22 protein-coding genes are annotated in these 25,379 nt (G+C 61.8%); 14 read left to right on the top strand and 8 right to left on the bottom strand.

From position 1 onward, the window contains the following. The first annotated feature begins 157 nt into the window (after window positions 1–157). From PQR67_RS31490 to PQR67_RS31480, 3 genes are all read left to right on the top strand, one after another. Complete coding sequence (locus PQR67_RS31490) at window positions 158–1,459, top strand: CitMHS family transporter (RefSeq protein ID WP_408466714.1); 1,302 nt, start codon at window positions 158–160, stop codon at window positions 1,457–1,459. A 144-nt stretch (window positions 1,460–1,603) separates the two neighbouring features. Then, window positions 1,604–2,770, top strand: a complete 1,167-nt coding sequence (locus tag PQR67_RS31485; protein WP_408466713.1) for an acyl-CoA dehydrogenase family protein — start codon at window positions 1,604–1,606, stop codon at window positions 2,768–2,770. Window positions 2,771–2,788: 18 nt separating this feature from the next. After that, entirely contained in the window at window positions 2,789–3,541 is a 753-nt protein-coding gene (locus PQR67_RS31480; protein ID WP_408466712.1) for an IclR family transcriptional regulator, read from the top strand. A gap of 9 nt (window positions 3,542–3,550) precedes the next feature. On the opposite strand, the gene PQR67_RS31475 is transcribed toward PQR67_RS31480, so the two are convergent. Then, a complete protein-coding gene (locus tag PQR67_RS31475; RefSeq protein WP_054040241.1) occupies window positions 3,551–3,838 on the bottom strand; it encodes a helix-turn-helix domain-containing protein in 288 nt (95 codons plus the stop codon). Then, window positions 3,825–4,157 (bottom strand): type II toxin-antitoxin system RelE/ParE family toxin, encoded by a 333-nt coding sequence (locus PQR67_RS31470; RefSeq protein ID WP_408466711.1) that lies wholly within the window; start codon window positions 4,155–4,157, stop codon window positions 3,825–3,827. Before PQR67_RS31470 ends, PQR67_RS31475 begins: the two co-directional genes overlap by 14 nt. A gap of 755 nt (window positions 4,158–4,912) precedes the next feature. Here PQR67_RS31470 and PQR67_RS31465 point away from each other — a divergent pair. The 3 genes from PQR67_RS31465 to PQR67_RS31455 all read left to right on the top strand — a co-directional run bounded on the left by PQR67_RS31465 (window position 4,913) and on the right by PQR67_RS31455 (window position 8,260). Further along, on the top strand, window positions 4,913–5,734 hold the full coding sequence (locus PQR67_RS31465) for an alpha/beta fold hydrolase (protein WP_408466710.1): 822 nt from the start codon (window positions 4,913–4,915) through the stop codon (window positions 5,732–5,734). A 391-nt stretch (window positions 5,735–6,125) separates the two neighbouring features. Further along, window positions 6,126–6,938, top strand: a complete 813-nt coding sequence (locus PQR67_RS31460; protein WP_408466709.1) for an NAD-dependent epimerase/dehydratase family protein — start codon at window positions 6,126–6,128, stop codon at window positions 6,936–6,938. A 29-nt stretch (window positions 6,939–6,967) separates the two neighbouring features. Further along, a complete protein-coding gene (locus PQR67_RS31455) occupies window positions 6,968–8,260 on the top strand; it encodes an MFS transporter (protein ID WP_408466708.1) in 1,293 nt (430 codons plus the stop codon). Window positions 8,261–8,370: 110 nt separating this feature from the next. Here PQR67_RS31455 and PQR67_RS31450 read toward each other — a convergent pair whose 3' ends face one another. Continuing rightward, the gene (locus PQR67_RS31450) at window positions 8,371–10,482 is read right to left on the bottom strand and encodes a glycoside hydrolase family 28 protein (RefSeq protein ID WP_408466707.1); all 2,112 of its coding nucleotides are present in this window, start codon (window positions 10,480–10,482) and stop codon (window positions 8,371–8,373) included. Between PQR67_RS31450 and PQR67_RS31445 the strand changes: the two genes are divergently transcribed. Continuing rightward, window positions 10,481–10,666 carry a hypothetical protein gene (locus tag PQR67_RS31445; RefSeq protein ID WP_408466706.1) on the top strand — a complete coding sequence of 62 codons (186 nt, stop codon included), beginning with the start codon at window positions 10,481–10,483 and terminating at the stop codon, window positions 10,664–10,666. The genes PQR67_RS31450 and PQR67_RS31445 overlap by 2 nt on opposite strands. Window positions 10,667–10,851: 185 nt before the next feature. On the opposite strand, the gene PQR67_RS31440 is transcribed toward PQR67_RS31445, so the two are convergent. Further along, complete coding sequence (locus PQR67_RS31440) at window positions 10,852–11,766, bottom strand: 2-hydroxy-3-oxopropionate reductase (RefSeq protein ID WP_408466705.1); 915 nt, start codon at window positions 11,764–11,766, stop codon at window positions 10,852–10,854. An 11-nt stretch (window positions 11,767–11,777) separates the two neighbouring features. After that, window positions 11,778–12,578: a 2-dehydro-3-deoxyglucarate aldolase gene (gene garL, locus PQR67_RS31435; protein WP_408466704.1), complete on the bottom strand. Its 801-nt coding sequence runs from the start codon at window positions 12,576–12,578 to the stop codon at window positions 11,778–11,780. Between the two features lie 236 nt (window positions 12,579–12,814). Here garL and PQR67_RS31430 point away from each other — a divergent pair, with 236 nt between their 5' ends. Beyond that, window positions 12,815–14,398, top strand: a complete 1,584-nt coding sequence (locus PQR67_RS31430; RefSeq protein ID WP_408466703.1) for an aldehyde dehydrogenase (NADP(+)) — start codon at window positions 12,815–12,817, stop codon at window positions 14,396–14,398. 128 nt (window positions 14,399–14,526) lie between these two features. On the opposite strand, the gene PQR67_RS31425 is transcribed toward PQR67_RS31430, so the two are convergent. From PQR67_RS31425 to kdgD, 3 genes are all read right to left on the bottom strand, one after another. Continuing rightward, window positions 14,527–15,270 carry a FadR/GntR family transcriptional regulator gene (locus PQR67_RS31425; protein WP_408466702.1) on the bottom strand — a complete coding sequence of 248 codons (744 nt, stop codon included), beginning with the start codon at window positions 15,268–15,270 and terminating at the stop codon, window positions 14,527–14,529. 198 nt (window positions 15,271–15,468) lie between these two features. Further along, window positions 15,469–16,821, bottom strand: coding sequence for an MFS transporter (locus PQR67_RS31420; protein ID WP_408466701.1), 1,353 nt, complete (start codon window positions 16,819–16,821; stop codon window positions 15,469–15,471). Window positions 16,822–17,008: 187 nt separating this feature from the next. Beyond that, window positions 17,009–17,926 carry a 5-dehydro-4-deoxyglucarate dehydratase gene (gene kdgD, locus PQR67_RS31415; RefSeq protein WP_063498797.1) on the bottom strand — a complete coding sequence of 306 codons (918 nt, stop codon included), beginning with the start codon at window positions 17,924–17,926 and terminating at the stop codon, window positions 17,009–17,011. 275 nt (window positions 17,927–18,201) lie between these two features. Here kdgD and garD point away from each other — a divergent pair, with 275 nt between their 5' ends. From garD to PQR67_RS31385, 6 genes are all read left to right on the top strand, one after another. After that, on the top strand, window positions 18,202–19,791 hold the full coding sequence (garD, locus tag PQR67_RS31410) for a galactarate dehydratase (RefSeq protein ID WP_408466700.1): 1,590 nt from the start codon (window positions 18,202–18,204) through the stop codon (window positions 19,789–19,791). Between the two features lie 61 nt (window positions 19,792–19,852). Beyond that, window positions 19,853–20,695 (top strand): NAD-dependent epimerase/dehydratase family protein, encoded by an 843-nt coding sequence (locus tag PQR67_RS31405; RefSeq protein WP_408466699.1) that lies wholly within the window; start codon window positions 19,853–19,855, stop codon window positions 20,693–20,695. After that, window positions 20,692–21,621: an SMP-30/gluconolactonase/LRE family protein gene (locus PQR67_RS31400; RefSeq protein ID WP_408466698.1), complete on the top strand. Its 930-nt coding sequence runs from the start codon at window positions 20,692–20,694 to the stop codon at window positions 21,619–21,621. Before PQR67_RS31405 ends, PQR67_RS31400 begins: the two co-directional genes overlap by 4 nt. A 631-nt stretch (window positions 21,622–22,252) precedes the next feature. Next, window positions 22,253–23,245: a TRAP transporter substrate-binding protein gene (locus tag PQR67_RS31395; protein WP_408466697.1), complete on the top strand. Its 993-nt coding sequence runs from the start codon at window positions 22,253–22,255 to the stop codon at window positions 23,243–23,245. A 139-nt stretch (window positions 23,246–23,384) separates the two neighbouring features. Continuing rightward, the gene (locus PQR67_RS31390) at window positions 23,385–23,864 is read left to right on the top strand and encodes a TRAP transporter small permease (protein ID WP_408466696.1); all 480 of its coding nucleotides are present in this window, start codon (window positions 23,385–23,387) and stop codon (window positions 23,862–23,864) included. Between the two features lie 8 nt (window positions 23,865–23,872). Further along, window positions 23,873–25,225, top strand: coding sequence for a TRAP transporter large permease (locus tag PQR67_RS31385; protein ID WP_408466695.1), 1,353 nt, complete (start codon window positions 23,873–23,875; stop codon window positions 25,223–25,225). The last annotated feature ends 154 nt before the right edge of the window (window positions 25,226–25,379 follow it).

Here is a 25,379-nt window from a genome sequence, read left to right as displayed (position 1 = left end):
CCGCTCGACCAACCCCCTGGATACGACAAAAAGCGGCCGCGTGCCGCCATGGAGACAACATGTGCTTTGATTGCGCAGGACGACGCTCGCCGTCGGGTTTTAGGTCCGGTTTCGTCGGGCCCGTTGAGTGGGCGTACGGCGTGCGAGGGGCCGCACCATGCTCGCGCTGATCGGCACGGTCGCCATTGTCGCGCTATTCGGGCTGATCATCACGAAGCGCCTCTCACCGCTGGTCGCGCTGATCGTCGTGCCGATCGGCGCGGCACTCGTCGCCGGTTTTGGGCTTTCGACGGGCAAGTACATCGTGCACGGTGTGCAGAACATCGGGCCCGTAGCCGGCATGTTCGTGTTCGCCATTCTGTTCTTCGGCATCCTGACGGATGCGGGCATGCTCGATCCGATCATCAACGGCGTATTGCGCGTGGTCGGCTGCCATCCGACGCGCATTGTGATGGGCTCGGCACTGCTCGCCTTGCTGATTCACCTCGACGGTTCCGGCGCGGTGACGTTCCTGGTCACCTTACCGGCGATGCTGCCGCTGTACACGCGCCTCGGCATCGACAAGCGGATTCTCGCGTGCGTGGCGTCGATGGCGGCCGGTGTCAATTTTCTGCCATGGGTCGGGCCGATGCTGCGCGCCTCGGCCGCCTTGCATATTCCCGGTACGGCGATTTTCTATCCGATGATTCCGATGCAGATCGTGGGTCTGATTTTCGTTTTCGGCACTGCGTATGTGCTCGGCAAACGCGAAGAAAAGCGCCTCGGTCTCGATCGCGCGAATGCGGCGACGGTCGCGGTGACGCCTCGCGAGCTCACGCCGGAGGAGCTGGCGTTGCGCCGCCCAGGCCGCTTCTGGGTCAACCTTGCGTTGACGCTGATAGTGCTGGTCACGCTGGTATCGGGCATTGTCGATCCGATGGTGATGTTCATGCTCGGCACGGTTGCCGCGTTGATCATCAATTATCCGGACGTCGCGCAGCAGCGCGAGCGGATCGACGCGCATGCCAAAGCCGCGCTGATGATGGCGAGCGTCCTGCTCGCGGCGGGCGCGTTCACCGGCATCATGTCGGGCACCGGCATGCTGGCGGCGATGGCGCAGGTCGTGGTGCAGCACGTGCCGGTCGACCATGCGCGCCATATGCCGTTCGTGCTCGGGCTCGTCTCGATGCCTTTGAGCCTGCTGTTCGATCCCGATTCGTTTTACTTCGGCATTTTGCCGGTGCTGGCCGAGAGCGGGAAGATACTCGGCGTGCCGCCGGTGCAGATGGCGCAGGCCGCCTTGCTTGGTCAGATGACGACCGGTTTTCCGGTTAGCCCGCTGACGCCCGCGACATTTCTGATCGTCGGCCTGACGGGTGTCGAACTGGCCGAGCACCAGAAATTCACGATTCCCTTTCTGTTCGCCGCCACGATCCTCATGGTGTTCACCGCGGTGTTGATCGGCGTGTTTCCGCTTTAAATCCGTATTTGAATGCGCTTCGCGTGGGGGTGGAGAGACGCAGGTAATGAACAGCAATGACCCGGCAGCAATGACCCAGCATTAACGCCCCAGCATTAAAGACCCAGCATTAAAGACCCAGCAGCAACGACTCAGGACGTAGACATGAATTTCGATCTTACCGAAGACCAGCAATCGATCCAGGCCGCGATCGAAAAGATCTGCGAAAAATACGACGACGAGTACTGGCTCGCCCGCGATCGCGATGGTGGTTTTCCGCATGACTTTCATCGCACGTTGGCCGATGCGGGCTGGCTCGGCATTGCGATGTCGCCGGAATTTGGCGGCTCGGGTCTCGGCATGACCGAAGCCGCGCTGATGATGCGCACGATCAGCGGCACTGGCGCGGGCTTGTCGGGCGCCTCGGCGGTACATATGAACATCTTCGGGCTCAACCCGGTGCAGGTGTTCGGCAGCGACGAACAGAAGCAGCGTTTTTTGCCGCCGCTGATCGAGGGCCGCGACAAGGCCTGCTTCGCGGTAACCGAACCGGACGCCGGCCTCGATACCACGCACCTGAAAACCCAGGCCGTGCGCGAAGGCGACCACTACGTGCTGACTGGCCGCAAGATCTGGATCTCGACGGCTCAGGTCGCGAACAAGATGCTGATCATCGCGCGGACCACGCCGCTCGACCAGGCCGCCAAACCGACCGACGGTCTCACGCTGTTCTATACCGACCTCGACCGCGAGCGCGTGGAAGTGCGGGAAATCGAAAAGATGGGCCGCAAGGCGGTTGATTCGAACATGCTGTTCATCGACAACCTGCGCGTGCCGGTCGAGGACCGCATCGGCGACGAGGGCGCGGGTTTTCGCTATCTGCTGCATGGCTTGAACCCCGAGCGCATCCTGATTGCCGCCGAAGCCATCGGTCTCGGTCAGGCGGCGTTGAGGCGAGCGACGCAGTACGCGAAGGAGCGTGTGGTATTTGGCCGGCCGATTGGCCAGAACCAGGCCATTCAGCATCCGCTCGCCCAAGCCTGGATGCAGCTCGAGGCGGCCAATCTGATGGTGTTCAAAGCCGCCTCGCTCTACGACGCCGGTCAGCCCTGCGGTGCCGAAGCCAACGCGGCCAAGTACCTCGCCGCGGAAGCCGCATTCCAGTCATGCCAGACGGCGATCGCCACCCTCGGCGGGATGGGCTACGCCAAGGAATATCATGTCGAACGCTATCTGCGGGAGTGTATGATTCCGAGGCTCGCGCCCGTGAGCCCGCAGATGATCATGTGTTTCATCGCGGAGAAAGTACTGGGCCTGCCGAAGTCGTACTGAGCGTTTCACCTCGCCGCCATGGATGTCAAACTCGTAGCCCGCACGTTAGACCTGTTCGAATTGTTCGCCGCCGAACAACGGCCGCTGCCGCTCACCGAACTCGCGCGTTTGCTGAACGTGCCGGTGTCGAGCTGTCTCGCGCTCGCCCGCACGCTGGTGAGCCGCGGCTACCTGGTCGAGGTTAGAAAACGCGGCGGCTACTATCCGACGCGTCGCTTGCAACTGCTCGCAAACGCGATCAATGCGGTCGACCCGATCGTCGAGATGATCCATCCGCGCCTCGTCGAATTGCGCGACGCGAGTGGCGAGACGGCGGTGCTCGGCAAGATTCACGGCACCGCTGTGGTGTATCTCGATGTGGTCGAGTCGACCAAGGCGATTCGTTACACGCGTGCGCCCGGTGAGTTGCGGCCGTTGCACGCGAACTCGATCGGCAAGGCGATTTTCGGTGAACTCGATACCACCGCACAGCAATCACTCGGCGCGCAACTGTCGTTCGAACGCTTCACTGCTGCGACTGTTGCCGATCTGCCCGCGCTCGTCGCGCAAGCGGCGTCTGCAAAGGTTCAGGGCTGGTGCGCCAATCTCGGCGAGAGCGCGCCGGAGCTGTCGGCGATCGCGGTGGCCGTGACGATTGGCGGGGACCTGTATGGTCTTTCCGTAGTGGGGCCGACCGAGCGCATACAGAAAGATCAGAAGGCGCATGCGCTTGACTTGATGCGCGTGAAGCAGGCGATCGAGGCGCAGGAGCAGCAGGAACCGCCGGAATAAAGGCGCAGGCTAGGCGATCGAAATGAACAATTGCTTGCCGCACGCGGCCGCGTAGCGGCGCAACGTGTCGACAGAAGGCGAGTGCTGCCCTGAAGCAAGCGCCCGTTCCAGCCGGGTGATGGCCGGCGCTTTCGTGCCCATGCGCTCGGCGACTTGCGCTTGTGTCAAGCCGGCTTCACGCCGCGCGGCGAGCATCTGATCGAGCAGGGCGAATTCTTCACGGTTCAGCCGTTCGTATTCGGCGCGTACTTCGGGATCGGCGAGCGCCCGCTCGCGCATTGCCTTATAAGTTGCCATTTCTGATCTCCAGCAGTCTTTTGCGCGCCACGTCCAGTTCGTTACGTGGCGTTTGTTGTGACTTCTTCACGAAGCTGTGAAGCATGACGATTTGCCGTTCCACGATCGAGCAGTAGAACACTCTGGCGATGCCCTCCGCGTCTTTCAGGCGCATCTCGAACAAGCCGCCACCCATGGATGCGGTGTGTGGCTCGCCGAGATTCGGGCCGTATTCCTCCATGCGATCGGCCAGCGCGATAAAGCGCGCGAGCAGCGTTTTCGGTAGGGAGGCAACGTTCACTTTGACCTTTTCGTTGTAGAAGCCGATCGTAAATGCCATTGGAATCGATGATAACAAATATGTTATTAACGCACAAGCATGCGACGTTGCCGATTGTTGGTGTCATGCGGCAAAAGGCTGAGGCATTGCCCGGCAGAGGATCGAACGGCGGAAAGAAGGCGGAAGCAGGACCGCGATGAGCGGTTACGACGGCGTTGGCGCAACTAGCGGTTCGGCTGGTTCGAGTCGTGCTGGGCGCGATGGCGGGCGCGGCACGGTGGATGTCTCCTTTGACATGGGTTGCCTGAATGGGGGTAACGGATCAAGGTTCGGGACCAAGGTCCATTCGTCATCAACCGACAATACCTCCGTTCGCGCCGACTTTCTATTAGCCTGTTAGCTAGCCATCAGGCTAGTTTGTTTCTACCATGCAAGTTGCTAGCGGGCGGTTCATCAGTGCCGCCGCGTGCTTGAAATGGATGAGCGCCGCGTCGCGATTTGCTGCGGTATTCCTGCCCGTCGTTTCGAATACCACACGTGAACCGGTCGCGTTCTTCGTGAGTCCGTCATCAAGGTGTGTTGCAGGCCATGTCATGCTTGAGTAAGCATCCCGCCACGTATTGACGGTCGTTTTTCTTCCACGCTCCACCCGGTCACCCCACACGCTTCGAGTTTGTCCTGCGTTCGCGGTTAGCACGGCTAGCGGGGCTAGCGGTTTCGTCGGGCGGCACGGCCCGTGCTCCGCGAATGATCTGAGAGGCACGCTTCATCCACCTGCCGGAGACGGCAGACTTCATCCCCGAAGGAGTCAGCAGATGAGCACGATCACCACGAAAGACGGTACGGAAATTTTCTATAAGGACTGGGGCAAAGGCCGCCCGGTTGTCTTTTCGCATGGCTGGCCGTTGTCCGCGGACGCCTGGGACGCGCAGATGCTGTTCCTCGGCAGCAAAGGCTTTCGCGTGATTGCACACGACCGGCGCGGTCATGGCCGCTCTGCGCAAACGTGGGACGGCAACGACATGGATACCTACGCCGACGATCTCGCGGCGCTGATCGAGCATCTCGACCTGCAGGACGCCACGATGGTCGGGCATTCGACCGGTGGTGGCGAGGTCGCGCACTACATCGGCCGGCACGGCACGAAACGCGTGGCGAAGGCCGTGCTGATCGGCGCTGTGCCGCCGCTGATGCTCAAGACGGAAGGCAATCCCGAAGGCACGCCGATCGACGTGTTCGACGGCATCCGCAAGGGTGTGGTCGACGATCGTTCGCAGTTTTTCAAGGATCTGGCGCTGCCGTTTTATGGCTATAACCGTCCGAACGCGAAGGTGTCGCAGGGCGTGATCGATTCGTTCTGGGCGCAAGGCATGGTCGGTTCGATCAAGGGGCTGTACGACTGCATCAAGCAGTTCTCCGAAGTCGACTACACGGAAGATCTGAAAAAGATCGATGTGCCGACTCTGGTGCTGCATGGGGACGACGACCAGATCGTGCCGATCGACGCGGCAGGCCGCAAGACCGCGAAGATCGTCAGGAACGCTACGCTCAAGGTCTACCCGGGTGGGCAGCACGGCATGTGCACGGTGGAGGCCGACAAGGTGAATGCCGATCTGCTGGAATTTATCGGCTCCTGACGCGCTGACGTAGCGGGTGCGGCTGGCGTGAGGCGATTTGCCTGCGTTGGCCGCTTCCGGATCTGGCCCCGTTCTACGCGCGGGGCAGTGAGGTACCCATCTGCGCATTAGGCATTCGAAGCGGGTAGCTGGATAGCGCATCGCCGACGTCTGATTCAGGTGTTTTGTTATACGACGTCACATAAATAAAATTGTCGAACAGGACTGTTTATAAAGGAGAATTTGACTGACAACCAGCCGGAGTACGGGTAAATGCCTGGTTGAAATCTGCCTTCTCATCGCTGATAGTACGTTATCGTACAACTAAGGGCCGCTTCTCGGTCCTTGCCGCCTCGGCTTCACGGCTTGCCGTCCTCCGGCTCAATCGCGCGCAGCGCTGTAAAGGAACCCTATGAAGAAAATTGCCCTGAGTGGGGCTGGCGGCCAGCTCGGCTCCGTAGTCCGCGCGGCGTTGATCGCACGTGGCGTCGCCTTGCGTTCGGCGGCGGGCTCCAAGGCTCTGGTTCCTCTGGTGGACGGCGAGGACGTGATGCACGGCGACCTGCGCGACCCCGCCGTCGTCGATCGGTTGCTGGCCGGCGTCGACGTGCTGATTCACTTCGCCGGCACGAGCGTGGAGCGTCCGCTGCCGGAAATCATCGACAACAACCTGCGCGCGCTGGTCGAAGTGTACGAAGGCGCGCGCCGGCAAGGCGTTCGGCGCGTGGTGTTTGCCAGTTCGAACCACGCGATCGGCATGTATCCGGTCACCGAACATCTCGGTCTCGACTGCGAGCTGCGCCCGGACGGTTTCTATGGTCTGAGCAAGGTGTGGGGCGAAGCACTCGCGCGGATGTATTGGGACAAGCACGGTATCGAGAGCATTTGCGTGCGCATCGGCAGTTGCCTTGAGCGGCCGACCGAGCGGCGGCACCTGAGCACCTGGTTCGGTCATCGCGACCTGCTGCATTTCCTCGACCGCTGTGTCGAGGCAGACGACGTCGGATTCATCACCGTGTGGGGTGTGTCGGCCAACAAGCGTAGCTGGTGGGACAACAGCGGCGCGAGGCGTTTGGGTTATCGGCCGACGCAGGACGCCGAGGTCTACGCCGAGGAAATCCTGGCGCAGCCGAACCCGCTCGATGCGTTGGGTCAGCGTTACCAGGGCGGCAGCTTCGTCGGCATCGATTACTCGCGCGATGCCGACGCGGACCTGTCGTCCTGACAGGTTAAGGAATACGAGGAGACGCAGTCATGAAAATCAAGGGCATCCGCTGGTGGATGGTCAGCCTGGTCGCGGCCGGCCTCATCATCAACTACCTTGCGCGCAATACCTTGTCGGTCGCGGCGCCGACGCTGATGAAGGACCTCAATATCACCACCGCGCAGTATTCGCACGTGGTGGTGGCGTGGCAACTTTGCTATGCGTTCATGCAGCCGGTCGCGGGCTATGTGCTCGACACGGTGGGCACCAAGCTCGGCTTTGCGGCGTTCGCGCTCGCCTGGTCGCTGGCGTGTGCCGCCGCGGCATGGTCGACGGGCTGGCGCAGCCTGGCGTTCTTCCGCGGTGTGCTCGGTATCGCTGAAGCGGCGGGCATCCCGGCCGGCGTCAAGGCGACGAGCGAGTGGTTTCCGGCCAAGGAGCGTTCCGTCGCGATCGGCTGGTTCAATATCGGCTCGTCCGTGGGCGCGCTGCTGGCGCCGCCGCTGGTCGTCTGGGCGTTGTTGCACGGTCAGTGGCAATGGGCGTTTCTGATCGTCGGCGTGGCGGGGATTGTCTGGAGCGTGCTGTGGATGCTGCTGTACAAGCACCCGCAGAAGCAGAAGCTGCTGGGCGACGCCGAGCGCGAATACATTCTCAGCGGACAGGAGGCAAAGCACAGCGAATTCGGTGCGGTTAAACGCAGTTGGGTTGCCATGCTGCGCAGCCGTGACTTCTGGGCGATCGGTATTCCCCGGATTCTTTCCGAGCCGGCCTGGCAGACCTTCAATGCGTGGATTCCGCTCTACATGATGACCGAGCGGCACATGAACCTGAAGGAGGTCGCGCTGTACGCGTGGATGCCTTTCCTCGCGGCCGATATCGGTTGCGTGCTCGGCGGCTACCTCAGCCCGCTGTTTCATCGATACGCGAAGGTCTCGCTGTTCACGTCGCGCAAGCTGGTTTTCGTGGTGGGCGCGCTCTGCATGATCGGACCGGCCTGCGTCGGGCTGGTGGCGAGTCCTTATGCGGCCGTCGCGCTGCTGTGTGTGGGCGGCTTTGCCCACCAGACGCTGTCTGGAGCGCTGTACGCGATCACCTCCGACATGTTCGGCAAGAACGAAGTCGCCACTGCCACCGGGATGGGTGGCATGGCAGGCTACCTGGGCGCGGCTGCGTTCACGGCGCTGTTCGGCGTGCTGGTCACGCAGATCGGCTACAGCCCGTTGTTTGTGGTGCTGGCCGTGTTCGACATCATCGCGGCTGCCGTGGTGTGTCTGCTGGCCCGAAGTGGCGACAAGACCCCCGAGCCGCGCTGGGTGGCGGCGAATGTGGCAGGTAAGTGAGCAATGGTGTGAATGGCGGTTAGGGCCGGCTCGCGAAGCGCGCGGCGGACCAATGAAAAATGGCGGCGCCCCAGGGCGTCGCCATTTGTTTTGAGACTCTCGCCTGTTCGTCAGCCAACCAGCGAGCTGTTATACGTGATCCCACCGATCACCACGTTGCTGAGCGTGATGGCTTTCACATTGTTCACGAACACCGGCCCCGGCGTGGTGGTGGTTGCCGGGCCCGTGCAAATCGGCGTCCCCAGATTGCAGTTCGAGATCGTCACACCCGTAATCGGTTGCACCGTCGGTACCGGCAGTGGGCCGTTGTAGTCCGCGGCCACCGGGCCCTGTGCGACGATTGCCTGGAAGCATGAAGCCGACGTTGCGGAGAAACCCGCAGGCATCGCGTAGCTCACCGTACCCGACGTGTTGGTCGCGTTCACGTTCGTGATGTTGACGTTGTTGATCGTCGCCGGGTTCCAGCGCACCGCATCGCCCGAGGGGCTGTAGTCGCAATCAAACGTGATCAACCCGCCCTGGCCCGTGGACGGATTGGCCATGAGACCGACCGTGCCCGTGCCGGGGACCGAACCCGGAACGCTCGAACCCAGCGCGCCGCCGCCGTATTTACCCGCCAGGTTCACACCGTTGGGCAGCGTCACGCCGTTGATCCACACGTTATTGATGAACCCGCCGCGGTTCATGTTGGTCTTGAAGCGCAACGCGATGTTCAGCGGGTTGGTCGCCCAATTCTCGTTCTGCATCGTCAGATTGCGCGCGTAGACGTTTTGCACGCCCGCGCTCATTTCGCTGCCGATCGTGAGCCCGCCGTGGCCGCTTTGCATCGTGCAGTTCTGAACCACGATGTTCTGCATGGGGCCGTATTCCGTGTCGAGGCACTTGCCGGACTTGATCGCGATGCAATCGTCGCCGGTATTGAACTGAACGTTCTGGACCAGCACGTAATTGCACGCATCCGGATCGAAGCCGTCGTTGTTCGGGCCGATGCTGTCCGCGAACACGCCGTCGATCACCACGTTCGTGCAATCGGTCGGGTGATGCTGCCAGAACGGCGTGTTCTGCGTGTGGTAATTCTGCAGCAGCACGTTGGTGCAGCCGATGAACTCGACCATGCACGGACGCAGAAAGTGACCGAGACCGAAAGTGCGATCCACGACCGGCACGCCGAGCTCCGACAGCGCGGGCAGATAGTTCTGGTCCTGATTCCAGCCCGAAACCGTAAGCAGGTTCATCAGCGTCGTGGTCGTGCCATCCTGATTCGTGAACGACACGTTGGCCTGCGGATTGGTGACCTGGGCTGCTGGCAGACTCGTCAAGGCGACGCTGGCCGGGTAGGTGGCGGCGTTGGCCGGGTAGGCGGTGGTGCCCGCATTCGCGTCGGCTTGCGAAACCGGCGCACCGCCCGAAGCCGGTTTCACGTAGCCGTACTCGTTACTCGACCCCTTCCATGTCCACCAGCACGAGGTCGGCGGCTTCGTGCTCAACTGCATCGGCGTCATCGCCTGGCCGTTCAACACGCAGGTGTTGTCGTCGGCGGTCAGCGCGATGTTGGTCTGCTGGTACGCATAGATCGGCGAGCCGAAGTTCAGGCAGTCGTTCGCTTGCCAGCGCGTCCAGTACAGATTGCCGTTCGCCGTCGCGTATGAGCCGTTCTTCGCGTAGTCGACCGGGTTGGGACTGAAATAGATCGTGCAGCCGGAGCTCAAATGAAAATTCACGTTGCTCAGGAGTACGATCGGGCCGCCGCAATACCAGTTGCCGCCCGGCACCACCACGCGGCCGCCGCCCGCCGCGTGCGCGGCCTGAATCGCAGCATTGAACGCGGAGCACGAATCATAAGTCGTGTCCGTCATATCCCACGGCACCATCACGTTGGAGCCGGGGCTTTGCGGCGAAGTCGCGGCCTGCGATCCCGTGACCCATGAAATCGTGCCACCCGGCCACGCGCTCGCCTGAATCAAGGCGGATGCCGGCAATGTCCGCGCGCCGTAGCCCGTCACCTGAAAATCAACAGATGGGAAAGTCGACGTGGTGATGCTGGCAAGCTTGTTGATGATCGCCGTTGCCTGGCCGGTGGGCCCCCAGATCGGGTCCGCGGCGGCGGTGGGCGTCGGTGTAGTCGATCCCGCTGTCGTGGAGCCTAACGAGCCGCTGCTACCGCCGCATCCGGGCAAAGTCCCTAACAGGGTGGCCCCGGCGGAGGTTCCTGCGAGCAGCATGAACGCTCTGCGTTTAGGTGAATTGGGTTCGTTTCGATCGGGCGCTCTCGATGCTGCCTGCTTGCCGTTGTTTTTGTCGTGGGTTGCCACGGATGTCTCCTTTACCTTTGTGGGCGTTGTGAATGATCGTCAGAATTTTCCGGTGCTCGGTGGGATGCGTTTCTTCAACCCGCCGCCTGAATAAGCGATGGATTGAAACGCAGTCTCTCTATCTGTAAGTCATCCTTAATATTTGTAATAAAACTGGACGATCAGGTGAAACCGTTGCTGGTGAGACTCGCTTGCCAGGCTGTGAATAAGAGGAAGCGCCGCTCCCACTTTTCTATTTACATAGAGAGCGGGGCGGCGCGAGAGACCGGCTCTGCGCGCTTAAGCGGTTTGCTGGCCGATTTCGTGATTGGCGAGTACTTCGAGTGCGCGCACCATGGCCGAGTGATCCCATGCCTTGCCGCCATGCGCCACGCAGGCGTTGAAAAGCGCCTGGCAGGTGGCCGTATTCGGCAAGGAGACGCCGAGCGCCTGAGCGGTCGAAAGCGCGAGATTCAGATCCTTCTGGTGCAGCTCGATGCGGAAGCCCGGGTCGAAAGTGCGCTTTGTCATCCGTTCACCGTGCACTTCGAGAATGCGCGAGGATGCAAAGCCGCCCATCAACGCTTCGCGCACGCGCGCCGGATCGACGCCCGCTTTGGAGGCGAGCAGCAGCGCCTCGCCGACGGCCTCGATCGTCGCGGCAACGATCACCTGATTGGCCACCTTGCACACCTGGCCCGCGCCGACGCCGCCGATCAGCGTGACATTCTTGCCCATCATGTCGAAGAGCGGCTTGACGCGCTCGAAGGTCGCTGTTTCGCCGCCGACCATGATGGTGAGCGAGCCGGCCTTGGCGCCGACCTCGCCACCGGAAACCGGCGCATCGAGATAGTCCGCGCCGCGCTCGCGCACGCGGGCCGCGAAGTCGCGCGTGGCCATCGGCGAAATCGAGCTCATGTCGACCACGATTTGTCCGGGGCGCAAGGCGTCCGCGAGTCCCTGTTCGCCAAACAGCACGCGTTCGACGTCCGGCGTGTCCGGCACCATGACAAAAATCACGTCGGCATGCGCGGCCACGGCGGCCGGGCTGTCACAGGCGACCGCGCCGGCCTGGGTGAGTTCTCCAGGCACGCCGCTGCGCGTGAATGCCGCGAGAGCGACGCCGTTCTTGAGAAGGTTGGCAGCCATGGGCTTACCCATGATGCCGAGTCCGATAAAGCCTGCTTTTTGCATGGAATGCTCCGTGGATGTCATCGCGGCCGTGGCTACTTCCGGTCCGCCTGTTTCTGCATGAAGTGGTGTTGAACCGTCTGTGCGGCGGTTTTTAGCAAGCCCATATCCGCGCAGACCGCGACGACGCGGCAGCCCATCGAGAGATAGCGCTCCGCGTCGGCCTGCACGGGGGCGAGAATGCCGCTCGGCTTGCCGGCAGCCTCTGCGCGTTCGAAGACGCGCGCGATCGCCTGTTGCACGTCGGGATGGCCCGGATTGCCGATGTGGCCGTAGGCGACCGCGAGATCGGACGGTCCGACGAAAACCGCATCGACACCTTCCACGGCGAGAATCTCGTCGATATTTTCAATGGCCTTGCGGCTCTCGATCTGCACGATCACGCAGACGTTGTCGTTGGCGATGTCGAAGTAGTTGGCGACCGTTCCGTAGCGATTGCCCCGGTGACTCACCGAGACGCCGCGGATGCCTTGCGGCGGGTAGCGGGTCGCGGCGACGGCGCGTGCGGCATCTTCGGCGCTATCGACGAACGGCACCAGGAAATTGGAGAAGCCGCTATCCAGCAGCCGCTTGATGAACACGCTGTCGTTAGCGGGTGGCCGCACCACTGGCGCGCTCGGGCTGTCTTTGAGCGCCATCAACTGCGGGATAAGCGTCAGAACGTCGTTCGGCGCGTGTTCCGCATCGAGCAGCATCCAGTCGAAGCCGACGACGCCAAGCAATTCCGTCACAATCGGGCTGGCGAGGGAGGCCCAGCAGCCGATCAGGGTGTCGCCGCCGCGGACTGCGCGGCGAAAGCTATTGGGTAAGGGCTGATAAGGCGTGGCGGCTGTCATGGGCATGTCTCCTTGAACTGCAGTTAAGCGGGCAAGTTAAGCGGGCAAGCTCCGACTGTTGTTGAACTGAGTGTTATAAGTTGTCGTACGTCTTGATGAAGATTAGCACCGGGTCGTCTGCTTGTAACTGCCACGTAAACCCGAATTCTTCGTCCGACAAGGGTTTCGGGTTGCGCGTAGGCGACTCTATGTTATAGGATGACATATATCTAGAGCGTTCATCCAAGGAAAGCGAAATGTCTATTACCGGCGAAATGCTGATTGGTCGCAAAACCGTGCGCGGCGAGGAAAAACCCTTGCGCGCGTTCAATCCGGCCCTGGGGGCCGAGATCGCCGAGCCCGTGTTCGGTAGCGGCTCGGTCGCGAATGTCGAGCTCGCGTGCGAACTCGCGCAGCAGGCGTTCGACCCGTACCGGCATCTGCCGCTCACAGTGCGCGCCGAGTTTCTCGAGCGTATCGCGGACGGCATTACGGCGCTCGGCGACGTGCTGATCCAGCGCGCGCACGAAGAGTCGGGTTTGCCGAAAGCGCGTCTCGAAGGCGAGCGTGGCCGCACGACGGGCCAGCTCAAGCTGTTCGCGCAAGTCGTGCGCGCCGGCCAATGGCTGGCCGCCACGCTCGATTCGCCGTTGCCCGAACGCAAGCCTTTGCCGCGCTCCGATTTGCGGATGCAAAAGATTCCGCTGGGCCCGGTCGCGGTGTTCGGCGCCAGCAACTTCCCGCTCGCGTTTTCGGTGGCGGGCGGCGATACCGCTGCGGCGCTCGCGGCGGGCTGCCCGGTGGTGGTGAAGGCGCATCGCGCTCATCTGGGCACCTCGGAGATGGTCGGTCGCGTCATTCAGCAGGTCGCGCGGGACATGGACTTGCCTGAGGGCGTGTTCTCGATGATCGTCGGCGCCGGCAATTCCGTCGGTGAAGCCCTGGTCGCGCATCCGGCGATCAAGGCGGTGGGCTTTACCGGTTCGCGCGCGGGCGGCACCTCGCTGATGCGTGTCGCGGCCGCCCGGGCCGAGCCGATTCCGGTCTACGCGGAAATGAGCAGCATCAACCCGGTGTTCCTCCTGTCGAATGCGCTGGCGCAACGCGGCGAGACCATCGCGCGCGGCTTTGTCGATTCGCTGGTGCTCGGCGCGGGGCAGTTCTGTACCAACCCGGGACTCGCGATCGCCGTCGACAGCGATGCGCTCAAGGGCTTCATTGCGACGGCGACCGAGGCGTTGAGCGGCAAGCCGGCGCAGACCATGCTCACGGCCGGCATTCACACGGCCTATGAAGAAGGCGAGAGCAAACTGGCGGCAACTCGTGGTGTCGAAACGGTTGCGCAAGGCGTCGACGCGACGGGTCCCACGCAAGCGCGCGCGGCGTTGTTCGTGACCGATGCGCTGACGTTCCTGTCCACGCCGGCGCTGGAGGACGAAGTTTTCGGACCGGCGTCGACTATCGTGCGCTGCAAGGACGAGCAGGAACTGCTCGCGGTGGCCGAGCACTTTGCCGGTCAGTTGACCGCCACAGTGCAAATGGATGGCGCCGATCTGACTGCGGCGAAGAAGCTGGCGCCGATTCTCGAGCGCAAGGCCGGACGGATCCTGGTCAATGGTTTCCCGACCGGCGTCGAAGTCTCGCACGCGATGGTGCACGGTGGGCCGTTCCCAGCCACTTCCGATAGCCGGGCGACGTCAGTGGGGACGACTTCGATCGAGCGCTTCCTGCGCCCGGTGTGCTATCAGGATTTCCCGGCCGATCTGCTGCCGGCGTCGCTGGCTGACGGTAATCCGCTGGATTTGTGGCGCCGTCGCGATGGCGAGATCACGCGCAGCTAAGTGGAGTATGAGCGGCGCCTGATCGGGGCGCCGCCGCGCAAGATAAAAAATGGCCGGGGGCATTGAATTGCCCCCGGCCATTTTCTTGCGTTCAGCGTAACGAATCAGCGCTTACCCAGCGCAAAGTCTCAGCTATTCGCTTCCGCGCTTTCGTTGGCGCGCCGCAGCCGCTCGCGGCTATTGGACAAATGCATCCGCATTGCCGCACGCGCGCCTTCGGCGTCGTGGCGCGTTATCGCCTCAAGAATGCTTTCGTGTTCCAGATTGACGAGCGACAGATACGCGTCGGGCTCGGCCCGCGCAATCCCCGCCGAATCGAGCCGGTTGCGCGGGATCAGCGCGCTGCCCATTTGCGTGAGGATGTCGACGAAATACCGGTTGCCCGTGGCGCGTGCCACGGAGATGTGGAACTGCAGGTCGGCATCGACGCTATCCAGCCCGTTGTGGCGGGTGGCCTCGATCGCGTCGAGCGCGGCGCGCATGCGCGCGAGGTCGTCCGGCTTGGCCCGCTGGGCGGCGAGACCGGCGCATTCCGTTTCGAGGCTGATGCGCAGTTCCAGGATCGACAGCACGTCGCGCAAGGTAGTGGCGGGCACCATGTCGATGCCCAGCTTTTCGCGCTGCGGCTCCAGCACGAAGCTGCCGATGCCGTGACGCGTCTCAATGACCTTGCCCGCCTGCAAGCGTGAAATCGCTTCGCGGATCACGGTGCGGCTCACGCTCAGCGTGACCATCAGTTGCGACTCGGTCGGCAGCTTGTCGCCGGGCTTCAAGGCGTTAGACGCGATTTGCTCAGTGACGTAGCTGACGACAAACTCGGCAAGATTGCGCGCGCGTCGTGGCGGTGCCGCGGATGCCAGTGGTGTAGCCATCGAAAACGCCCCTCGAATCAGATAGTTGCAGGTACTTCCTGCGATTCATTATACCGTCGTCTGACGACTGATTATATAAACGCCGGATCATTTTCGGCATCGACGCCAGACTCGGCGTCGATGCCCGGGTTCAGGCGTCGCGCGACCGGGCCGCACTATTCTGCCAGCGCCGTCGGAAGTACGATAACGGCCCGGCGCTTAGCCGTGACGCAGTTCGACCCGTTTGATGTCCTTGACGATCACAAGGTAACTGAACACCGTCAGCAAGGCATTCAGGCCGACGAAAACCAGCGCGCCGTTGAACGACCCGGTCTTCGCGACGAGGTAGCCGATCACGATGGGCGTCACGATGCCGGCAACGTTGCCGAACATATTGAAGATGGCGCCTGACAGACCGAGCGCTTCCTTCGGCGACGTATCCGCCACGACGGCCCAGCCGAGCGCTCCGATGCCCTTGCCGAAAAACGCGAGCGACATGAGCGCGACGACGATCCAGTCGGTCGACACGTAGTTGCAGCCGATGATGCACACCGACAGCAGCATGCCGCCGACAATCGGCACCTTGCGCGCGATGGTGAGCGAATGCCCGCGCCGGATCAGCCCGTCGGACAGGATGCCGCCGAGCACGCCGCCGGAGAATCCGCAGATCGCGGGCAGCGACGCCACCAGACCCGCCTGCAGAATCGTCATGCCGCGCGCCTGCACGAGGTAGATCGGAAACCACGTCAGGAAGAAGTAGGTCAGCACGTTGATGCAGTACTGCGCGAGATAGACGCCGAGCAGCATGCGGTTGCTCAGCAGTTGACGCACCAGCGACCAGCCGCCGGCGCCGGCAATGTCCTCAGCCCGGGCTGCTTTCGTGTGCCCGTTCACTACGCCGCCGCCCTGTTCGATGTAGTCGAGCTCCGCGCGCGAGACGCGTGGGTGGTCGGCGGGGTTCTTCATCACCTTCAGCCACGTGAGGGCAAGCAGCAGGCCGGCCACGCCCATCACGAGGTAGACCGCGTGCCAGCCGAACGCATGGGTCAGCCATGCCATCAGCGGCGTGAAAATGACCGCTGCGAAGTATTGCGCTGAATTGAAAATGGCGGAGGCGGTACCGCGTTCGTTGGTAGGAAACCAGCTCGCCACGACCTTGGCATTGGCCGGAAACGCCGGCGATTCGGCTGCGCCCATCGCGAAGCGCAGCACGAACAGCGCGGTGACGGCGGCTGCCGCGCTGCCCAGCAAACCGATCGAGCTTTGCAGTAGCGTAAACAGCGACCACAGGAAAATGCTCGCCGCGTAGACGCGCCGCGCGCCGAAACGGTCGAGCAGCCAGCCCGCCGGCAATTGCGACAGCACATAGGCCCAGCTGAACGCGGAGAAGATGTAGCCCATCTTGATCGCATCGAGGCCGAAGTCGGCGCGCATCGCGGATCCGGTGACCGAGAGCGTGGCGCGATCCGCGTAATTGAATGTCGTGATCAGAAAGATCAGCAACAGAATCGCGTAGCGGACTTTGGTGCGCTTTGCGACGTGGGCGGGGCTCGCGGTGCGGCTCATTTCCATCGTCATCTCCTGAATTCTTTTCAGTGAAAAAGCGCCCGGCGACGTTGCCGTCCCGGGCGCTCTTCGCGGTGCCGTGCGCGCGCCCCGGGCTCGCACGGCTGGGCGCCTTACTGCGCTACCGCGTGCATTGCCGCGTGCGCGACTTCATGCGCGACTTCATGCGCGATTTCGTGCGCAATTTCGTGATTTACTGCGCGCCGAGCTTCTTGATCAGGACGTCGAGTTGCGCCATTTCTTCTTCGGTCAGATCGGTCAGCGGTGCGCGTACCGGACCCGCGCTGTGGCCAACCAGCTTCGCGCCGGCCTTCACGATACTGACCGCATAGCCCTGGCGGCGGTTACGGATCGCCAGATACGGCAGGAAGAATTCGTCGATCAGCTTGCCGACGGTTGCGTGGTCGTCCGCCGCAATCGCGCGGTAGAAATCCATCGCGGTCTTCGGGATGAAGTTGAAGACGGCCGACGAGTACACCGGCACGCCCAGCGCCTTGTAAGCCGCCGCATAGACTTCGGCGGTCGGCAGGCCGCCGAGGTACGAGAAGCGCTCTCCGAGGCGGCGGCGGATCGACACCATGTTCTCGATCTCGCCCACGCCGTCCTTGAAGCCGATCAGGTTGGGGCAGCGCTCGGCCAGCCCTTCGAGCATGTCGGCGTTAAGCTTGGAGTTCGCGCGGTTGTAGATGATCACGCCCATGTTCGGCACCGACTTGCAGACTTCTTCCGCGTGCGCCGCAATGCCTTCCTGGCAGGCTTCGGTCAGGTAGTGCGGCATCAGCAGAATGCCGTTTGCGCCGTGGCGTTCGGCTTCCTGGGCGTACGCGATCGCAACACGGGTCGGGCCGCCCGCGCCGGCGAGAATCGGCACCTTGCCTTTGCAGACCTCGGTTGCCGTGCGCACGACGTTCGAGTAGTCGTTATGCGTGAGCGAGAAGAATTCGCCCGTGCCGCCGGCGACGAACAGCGCCGAAGCGCCGTACGGCGCGAGCCATTCGAGGCGCTCGGCATAGGTATCGGCGCGGAAATCGCCTTGTTCGTCGAAGTCGGTAACGGGGAAGGACAGAAGGCCTTCGGAAACGATCTGCTTCAGTTCTTGCGGTGTCGTCATGATGAGTATCCAGGGCGTGTCAAATAGGGGCCGTAAGGGGCTGTACTTGGAAATGGAGATTTCTTATACGTCATCGTACAACAACGAATCGACTAACTCAACGGGGTTTTCACGGCATAATGCGCGGCATAGGGTAAATACGGAACGTCCGGACAATCTCCCATGTTGTAGGATGACGTATGAATTGTGGGTGCCCCAACTGGCGCCCCAATCGGCGCCGCAGTCAATGCCACAATGGGCGCTGCAGGCGTGAAATCGCCACAAGGATCGACGTAATGGAACAAACCCCGCTCTACATTCGCGTTCACCCCAATGACAATGTCGCGATCGTCGTCAACGACGGCGGTCTGGGCGAGGGCGCCGCATTTCCCGATGGCCTCGCGCTGCGCGAGCGTGTTCCGCAAGGGCACAAAGTCGCGCTGGCCGATCTCGCGGAGGGGGACGAGGTCGTCCGCTACAACGTGGTGATCGGTTACGCGCTCAAGGCTTTGCCGAAGGGCAGCTGGATCAACGAACACGTGATCCGCATGCCGAGTCCGCCCGGACTGGAAGATCTGCCGATCGCGACCATCAAGGCGCCGGACATGCCGCCGCTGGAAGGCTTCACGTTCGAGGGCTACCGCAATGCCGACGGCTCGGTCGGTTCGCGCAACATTCTGGCGATCACCACCACGGTGCAATGCGTGGCCGACGTGGTTCAGCATGCGGTCGCGCGCATCAAGGCCGAGCTGCTGCCGCACTATCCCAATGTCGACGATGTCGTGAGCCTTGGGCACACCTACGGTTGCGGCGTCGCGATCGACGCGCCGGACGCGATGGTGCCGATCCGCACCGTGCGCAACATCAGCCTGAATCCGAATTTTGGCGGCGAAGTGATGATGGTCAGCCTCGGTTGCGAGAAGCTGCAGCCTGAGCGCCTGATGCCGCCGGGCACCATTCCGATTGCCGCTGCCGCGAATGTCGCCGAAGTGGCCGACATCGGCGACGTTGAAGCCGATCTGAACGGCGGCGTGGTGGTGCTTCAGGACGACGCCCATGTCGGCTTCCAGTCGATGATCGAGTCGATCATGAGAATGGCCGACGGTCATCTGAAGCGGCTGAACAATCGCCGTCGCGAGACGTGCCCGGCCTCCGATCTGGTGGTTGGCGTGCAATGCGGCGGCAGCGATGCATTTTCCGGGCTGACCGCGAATCCCGCCGTGGGCTTCGCCACCGATCTGCTGGTGCGCGCCGGGGCGACGGTGATGTTCTCCGAAGTGACCGAAGTGCGCGACGGCGTCGATCAACTGACGGCGCGCGCGGCCAATGCGGACGTGGCTGCCGCGATCATCCGTGAGATGCAGTGGTACGACGATTATCTGAAGCGCGGCGGTGCTGACCGGAGTGCGAATACCACGCCGGGCAACAAGAAAGGCGGCTTGTCGAACATCGTTGAAAAGGCGATGGGTTCGATCATCAAGTCCGGCAACTCGGCTATCTCAGGCGTGTTGTCGCCGGGTGAAAAGGTCCGGCAGAAGGGCCTGATTTACGCCGCCACGCCGGCCAGCGATTTTATCTGCGGCACGCTGCAGGTCGCGGCGGGCATCAACCTGCATGTGTTCACGACCGGCCGTGGCACGCCGTACAGCCTCGCGGAAGTGCCCGTCATCAAGGTCGCGACGCGCTCCGATCTGGCGCGCCGCTGGCACGATCTGATGGACATCAATGCCGGTACCATCGCAACCGGCGCGGCGTCGATTGAGGACGTGGGTTGGGAGCTGTTCCGCCTGATGCTCGACGTCGCAAGCGGACGCAAAGAGACGTGCGCGGAGAAACTCAAACTCCACAACGCATTGACGCTGTTCAATCCGGCGCCGGTGACCTGATCGATCCGGTAGATTCGATAGACCTCATCGTACTGCTGGCAATCAAGACAAAGACTGAGATATGACTGACTCGACCCTCGAGCGCCAGGCGGCGCAAAAACCCTTCCGCCGTCTTCTGCTCACCGGCGCTGCCGGCAACCTCGGCCAGCAGGTGCGCGGCGCGCTCGCCGCGTGGGCCGATGTCGTGCGCGTCACCGATATCGCGCCGTTGGGCGACGTGGCGGCGCATGAAGAAGCCTCGATCGCCGACCTCGCGGATGAAGCCGCCGTTCACGCGCTGCTCGACGGCGTGGATGCGGTCGTTCATCTTGGCGGCATTTCTGTCGAGGCGCCGTTTGAAGATCTGCTCGAAGCGAATATCCGCGGCCTGTACAACCTCTATTCGGCCGCGCAGAAGCAGGGCGTGAAGCGCATCGTCTACGCGAGCTCGAATCATGCCGTGGGCTTTCATCCCACCACGTCGGTGCTCGATATCGACGCGCCGCTGCGTCCCGACAGCCTGTATGGCGTGACGAAGTGTTTCGGCGAATCGCTGTCGCGCTATTACTTCGACCGCTTTGGTCTCGAAACGGTGTGCCTGCGGATCGGCTCGTCGTTCGAGCAGCCGAAAAATCCGCGCATGCTCGTCACCTATCTGAGCTTTCGCGACCTTATCGAACTGGTGCGCTGCTCGCTGTTCACCAACCGGGTCGGCCACGCCATCGTTTATGGCGTCTCCGATAACCGGACCAAGTGGGTCGATAACACCAAGGCGGCATTCCTCGGCTTTCGTCCGCAGGACAGTTCGATCGAATTCGAGCACTTGTTCCCGGTCGCGGCGCCCACTGCCGAGCTCGACGATCCGACGCAGCGTTTCCAGGGCGGCCCATTCGTGCTGGCCGGTCCGATGGAGCCCAAGCGATGAGTTCCGTGGCGAACCCGCGGGTGGAGCGTGTGGAGGCGGCGGGGCAGGCGCCCGCATCGGTCGGCGAGAGTCCGGTGTGGCGTGCGGCGGAGCAGGTGCTCTACTGGGTGGATATTCCGGCGCAAAAAATCGTGCGGCTGCGGCCCGATTCCGCAGAGCGCACCGAGTGGCAATTGCCGGAGAAGGTGGCGTGTCTGGCCTTCGATCGCCACGGCACGGTGCTGGCGGGCTGCGAGACAGGACTCTTCGCGGTTGCGCTGACTGAGGGCGCGTCGAACGCCGAATCGCTCGCCGTGACTACAAGGAAACTTGCTGCGCCGGTTTTCCCGTTCGCCGATATGCGTTTCAACGACGGCCGTTGCGATCGGCAAGGTCGCTTCTGGTCCGGCACGATGGTGCAGGACATGGCCGCGGCCAATCCCGCGGGCGCGCTCTATCGCTTCGATGAACGTGGGGTGTTGTCGGAGCCGGTTGTCGACGCGTTGATTACGCAAAACGGTCTGGCGTGGTCGCCCGATGGGACCACGATGTATCTGTCTGACTCGCATCCGCTGCGCCGCCAGATCTGGGCATTCGACTACGATATCGAGGCGGGCGAGCCGCGCAATCGCCGGGTATTCGCCGACCTGCATGATTACTCCGGGCGTCCCGACGGTGCCGCGGTGGACGCGGAGGGCTGCTACTGGATCTGCGCGAACGACGCAGGTCTGTTGCTCCGTTTTACCCCGCAAGGCAAGCTCGATCGGCAGATTGCCTTGCCGGCCGTGAAGCCGTCGATGTGTGCATTTGGCGGCAGCAATCTGGATACGCTGTTTGTGACGTCGATTCGCCCCGCCACTGGCGCGAGCGAACACGACGGCCATCTCTTCGCCGTTCGCCCTGGCGTGACGGGGCTGCCCGAGCCTGATTACGCGGGCGAACTCTAAAAAACGACTGGTATGAGCCGCGGCGCCGGGTATTAGTAGGCCGGCGCCCAACAGTCGTCATCTTTTATTCATCACTTGTCGTACAACATAGTGGCGTAAATGCCACTTTCGAGTCATCTCCCCCTCTACGAGAAATACTAAGCCACGAGATATGGGATCGGCTCGAATCCTTGTCTACCATGGCTTTTAGCCTGATTTCAATCCGGAAACTCTTACGTTCAACTCGCTTTCGTGCGGGTAAATACCGGCTGTACAACTTAGATTACGTTTTATAGACTTCGTATGTCGTCGTACAACATGTGAGGCCAAACAAATTCATTTCGGGACAGCTTTGGCCGCTGGACAAAGAGGGCGGCGCTCTTCGCGCAGGTGATTAGTGCGCGAGGTTCACGCTGATGCAGTCGAAGCAAAGAAGTCGAGTTGTCCGAGAGGAGTGCTGATGATCTGTGCCGGGGATATCGCGCAGGCTCACACGTTAAAACTCTCGCCACCGGAAAAGGTGGTGATCGCACGGCAGAGAAAAAAGGCGCGGCATTTTTTGAAGCCGGGAGACGCATTAAAACCATGTCGCAACATCCACAAGCGGCCCTCCGCAATCGATTGGATGATCTATTTTTCAAGGAATGTCACGATGAACAAGAAGTTCGCCTCTTCCCGTGTCTCGATGATTGTCGCGGCCTCCGTGCTGGCGTTCAGCACCGTGTCGGCACACGCTCGCGTGTTCCGCGTGTCGGACGTGCATGGCGACACCTATCCGACCAATATGGCCGTGAAGTACATGGGCGAAGAAATCAACAAGGCAACCGGTGGCAAGGATTCCGTGAAGGTCTTCGGCAATAGCGCGCTGGGTTCCGAAAACGACACGATCGATCAGGTCCGTATCGGCGCACTGGACATGGCGCGCGCGAACGGCGCCGCGTTCAACGAGATCGTGCCCGAATCGATGATCCCGTCGCTGCCGTTCCTGTTTCGCGACATCGACCATTTCCGCAAAGTCATGTACGGCCCGGAAGGCCAGAAGATTCTCGACGCTTTCTCGGCGAAGGGCATGATCGCGCTGACGTTCTATGAGAGCGGCGCGCGTTCGATGTACGCGAAGAAGGCCATCCATTCACCCGCCGACATGAAGGGTCTCAAGGTGCGTGTGCAGCCTTCGGATCTGATGGTCGACGAAATCAAGGCGATGGGCGGCACGCCGACGCCGATGCCGTTCGCCGAAGTCTATACCGGCCTCAAGACGGGTCTGGTGGACGGCGCGGAAAACAACCTGCCGTCGTATGAAGAAACCAAGCACTTCGAAGTCGCACAGGTCTATTCCGAAACCCAGCACTCAATGACGCCGGAAGTCCTGGTGTTCTCCAAAAAGGTGTGGGACACGCTGACGCCGCAAGAGCAGACCATCATCAAGAAGGCGGCGGCTGACTCGGTGCCTTACTACGAGAAGCTGTGGACCGCGCGCGAAGCCGACGCGGCAAAAACGGTCACCAAGGGCGGCGCGACGATCGTCACCGCGTCGCAGATCGACCGTCCGGCTTTCGTGAAGGCCATGCAGCCGGTCTGGGCGAAGTATGAAAAGACCCCGCAAATGAAGCAGCTCGTCGACGAAATCCAGGCAGTCAAATAAATCCGCAAGTAGCACTGTGGCGAAAGACCTTGCAGCAGGTGCTGGAGGTCTTTCGTGCTGTACGGTTTCCTGATCTGGCGACAGATCAAAGGATTCCTGAAGATTAAAACTAGGTCCGATGCAGGCAAGGATGGGGTCAATGAGTTTCATGAAACGCCCGAATGATGTTCTCTTCCGCGCGCTGGTGGTGGTGGCGTCGGCGAGTCTCGCCGCGCTGTGCGCGCTGGTGATCTATAGCGTTGTGATGCGCTATGTCTTCAGCGATGCACCGGATTTCGTCGAACCCATTGCCCTCCTGCTGGTGATTGTGATCGCCATGTTTGGCGCCGCGCTCAAGGTTCGCGAAGGCGGTCATATCGGGCTTGACTCGCTAGTCAAGAAATTGCCGCCGAAAGGCCAGACGATCGCCCATGCGTTCCAGCATCTTTGCCTGATCGTATTGGCCGTGGCGATTTTCTTCGGCTGCTGGGAGATGGCGGAGACCACGATGGACGACAGGATTCCGATTCTGGGTCTTCCGGAAGCGCTTCGTTATCTGATCCCGGTTATCGCCAGCGCCTGTATCGCTCTGTTCTCGCTTGAGAACCTGCTCGGGCTTTTCGCACAGAAACACAAATAAGAAGAATCATGGAACTTGCCATCCTCTCAGTTAGTTTCCTCGTGTTCCTCGTATTCGGGGTTCCTGTTTCGTTTGCGCTGGGACTCTCGTGCGTCCTGACTTATCTGTATGAAGGCTTGCCGGCGGCAACCGCCATGCAGTCGATGATTTCGGGAATGAACGCGTTTTCGTTCCTCGCGGTCCCGTTCTTTATTTTCTCCGGCGAGTTGATGCTGCACGGCGGTATCGCCGACCGCATCCTGCGTTTCGCGCAGGCCACGGTGGGTCATTTCCGCGGTGGGCTCGGCATGGCCAACGTAGTCGCATGCACGTTGTTCGGCGGCGTATCCGGCTCGCCTACGGCGGACACGTCCGCGATGGGCGGCGTGGTTATCCCGCTGATGAAGCGCGAAGGCTACAGCGCGGCCTATGCGGTCAATGTGACGACCCATTCGTCGCTGGCGGGTGCGTTGATGCCCACGTCGACGAACATGATCATCTATGCGTTCGCGGCTCAAGGCATCACCGGCACGTTGAACGGTCACCAGATGAGCGGCGTGTCGATCGGCGACCTGCTGTTTTCCGGTCTGTTGCCGGTGCTGTGGGTGATGGGTTTCGTGCTGATCGCCGCGTACTGGCAGGCGGTCAAGTTCGGCTATCCGCGCCGCCCCGACGGTTCGACCGAATTGCAGCGCTTTCCCGGCTGGTTCGCGGTGGCCCGCACGTTTCTCGGCGCTTTGCCTGGCTTGATGGTGATCGCGATCATTCTGTTCTGCGTGGCAAGAGGCATTGCCACCGCGACAGAAGCGGCCGCGATTGCGGTGGCTTACTCACTGGTGCTGACCATCGTCGTGTATCGCTCGATGACGAGGCAGAAGCTCTTTCATGCGCTGTCTAAAGCGGCTAAAACCACCGGCGTGGTGCTGCTGCTGATCGGCGTGTCGAACATGCTGCGCTACCAGATGGCCTATCTGGAGATCCCCGACGCAATCGAACACATGCTCGACGGCGCAACGAGTCACGCGTGGTTGATGCTGCTGTATATCAACGTCATCCAGATCTTCCTCGGCACGTTCGTCGACATGGCGGCGCACATCCTGATCACCACGCCCTTGTTCCTGCCGATGGCGATGCATGCCGGCGTTGGTCCGGTGCAGTTCGGGATCATGATCCTGCTGAACTGTGCGTTGGGTCTCGTGCATCCGCCGATCGGCTCGGTGCAGTTCATCGGCTGTGCGATCGGCAATGTGTCGATCGGTGAAACGACCAAGGTGGCGTGGCCTTACTACCTGGCTATTTTCAGCGCGATCAACATTGTGACGTACGTACCGATGTTTTCGACGTGGTTGCCTAGCCTGATCAACGGCCACCCGGTGTTTTAACGCTTGATCAAGAGTCGGCGCCGGTAAGGCACTGCCAGACATAAAGAATACGTTTTTTACAGAGGAGCAGAAATGAAAAAGGCAATAGCAACCTCGGCCCTTGGGTTGGTCGCCCTCGGCGCGCACGCTCAGAGCAGCGTGACGTTGTACGGCA

Source organism: Paraburkholderia fungorum, from assembly GCF_046026025.1.
GTDB classification, from domain to species: Bacteria; Pseudomonadota; Gammaproteobacteria; order Burkholderiales; family Burkholderiaceae; genus Paraburkholderia; species Paraburkholderia fungorum_E.
This window is presented reverse-complemented; position numbering and strand designations above follow the sequence as displayed.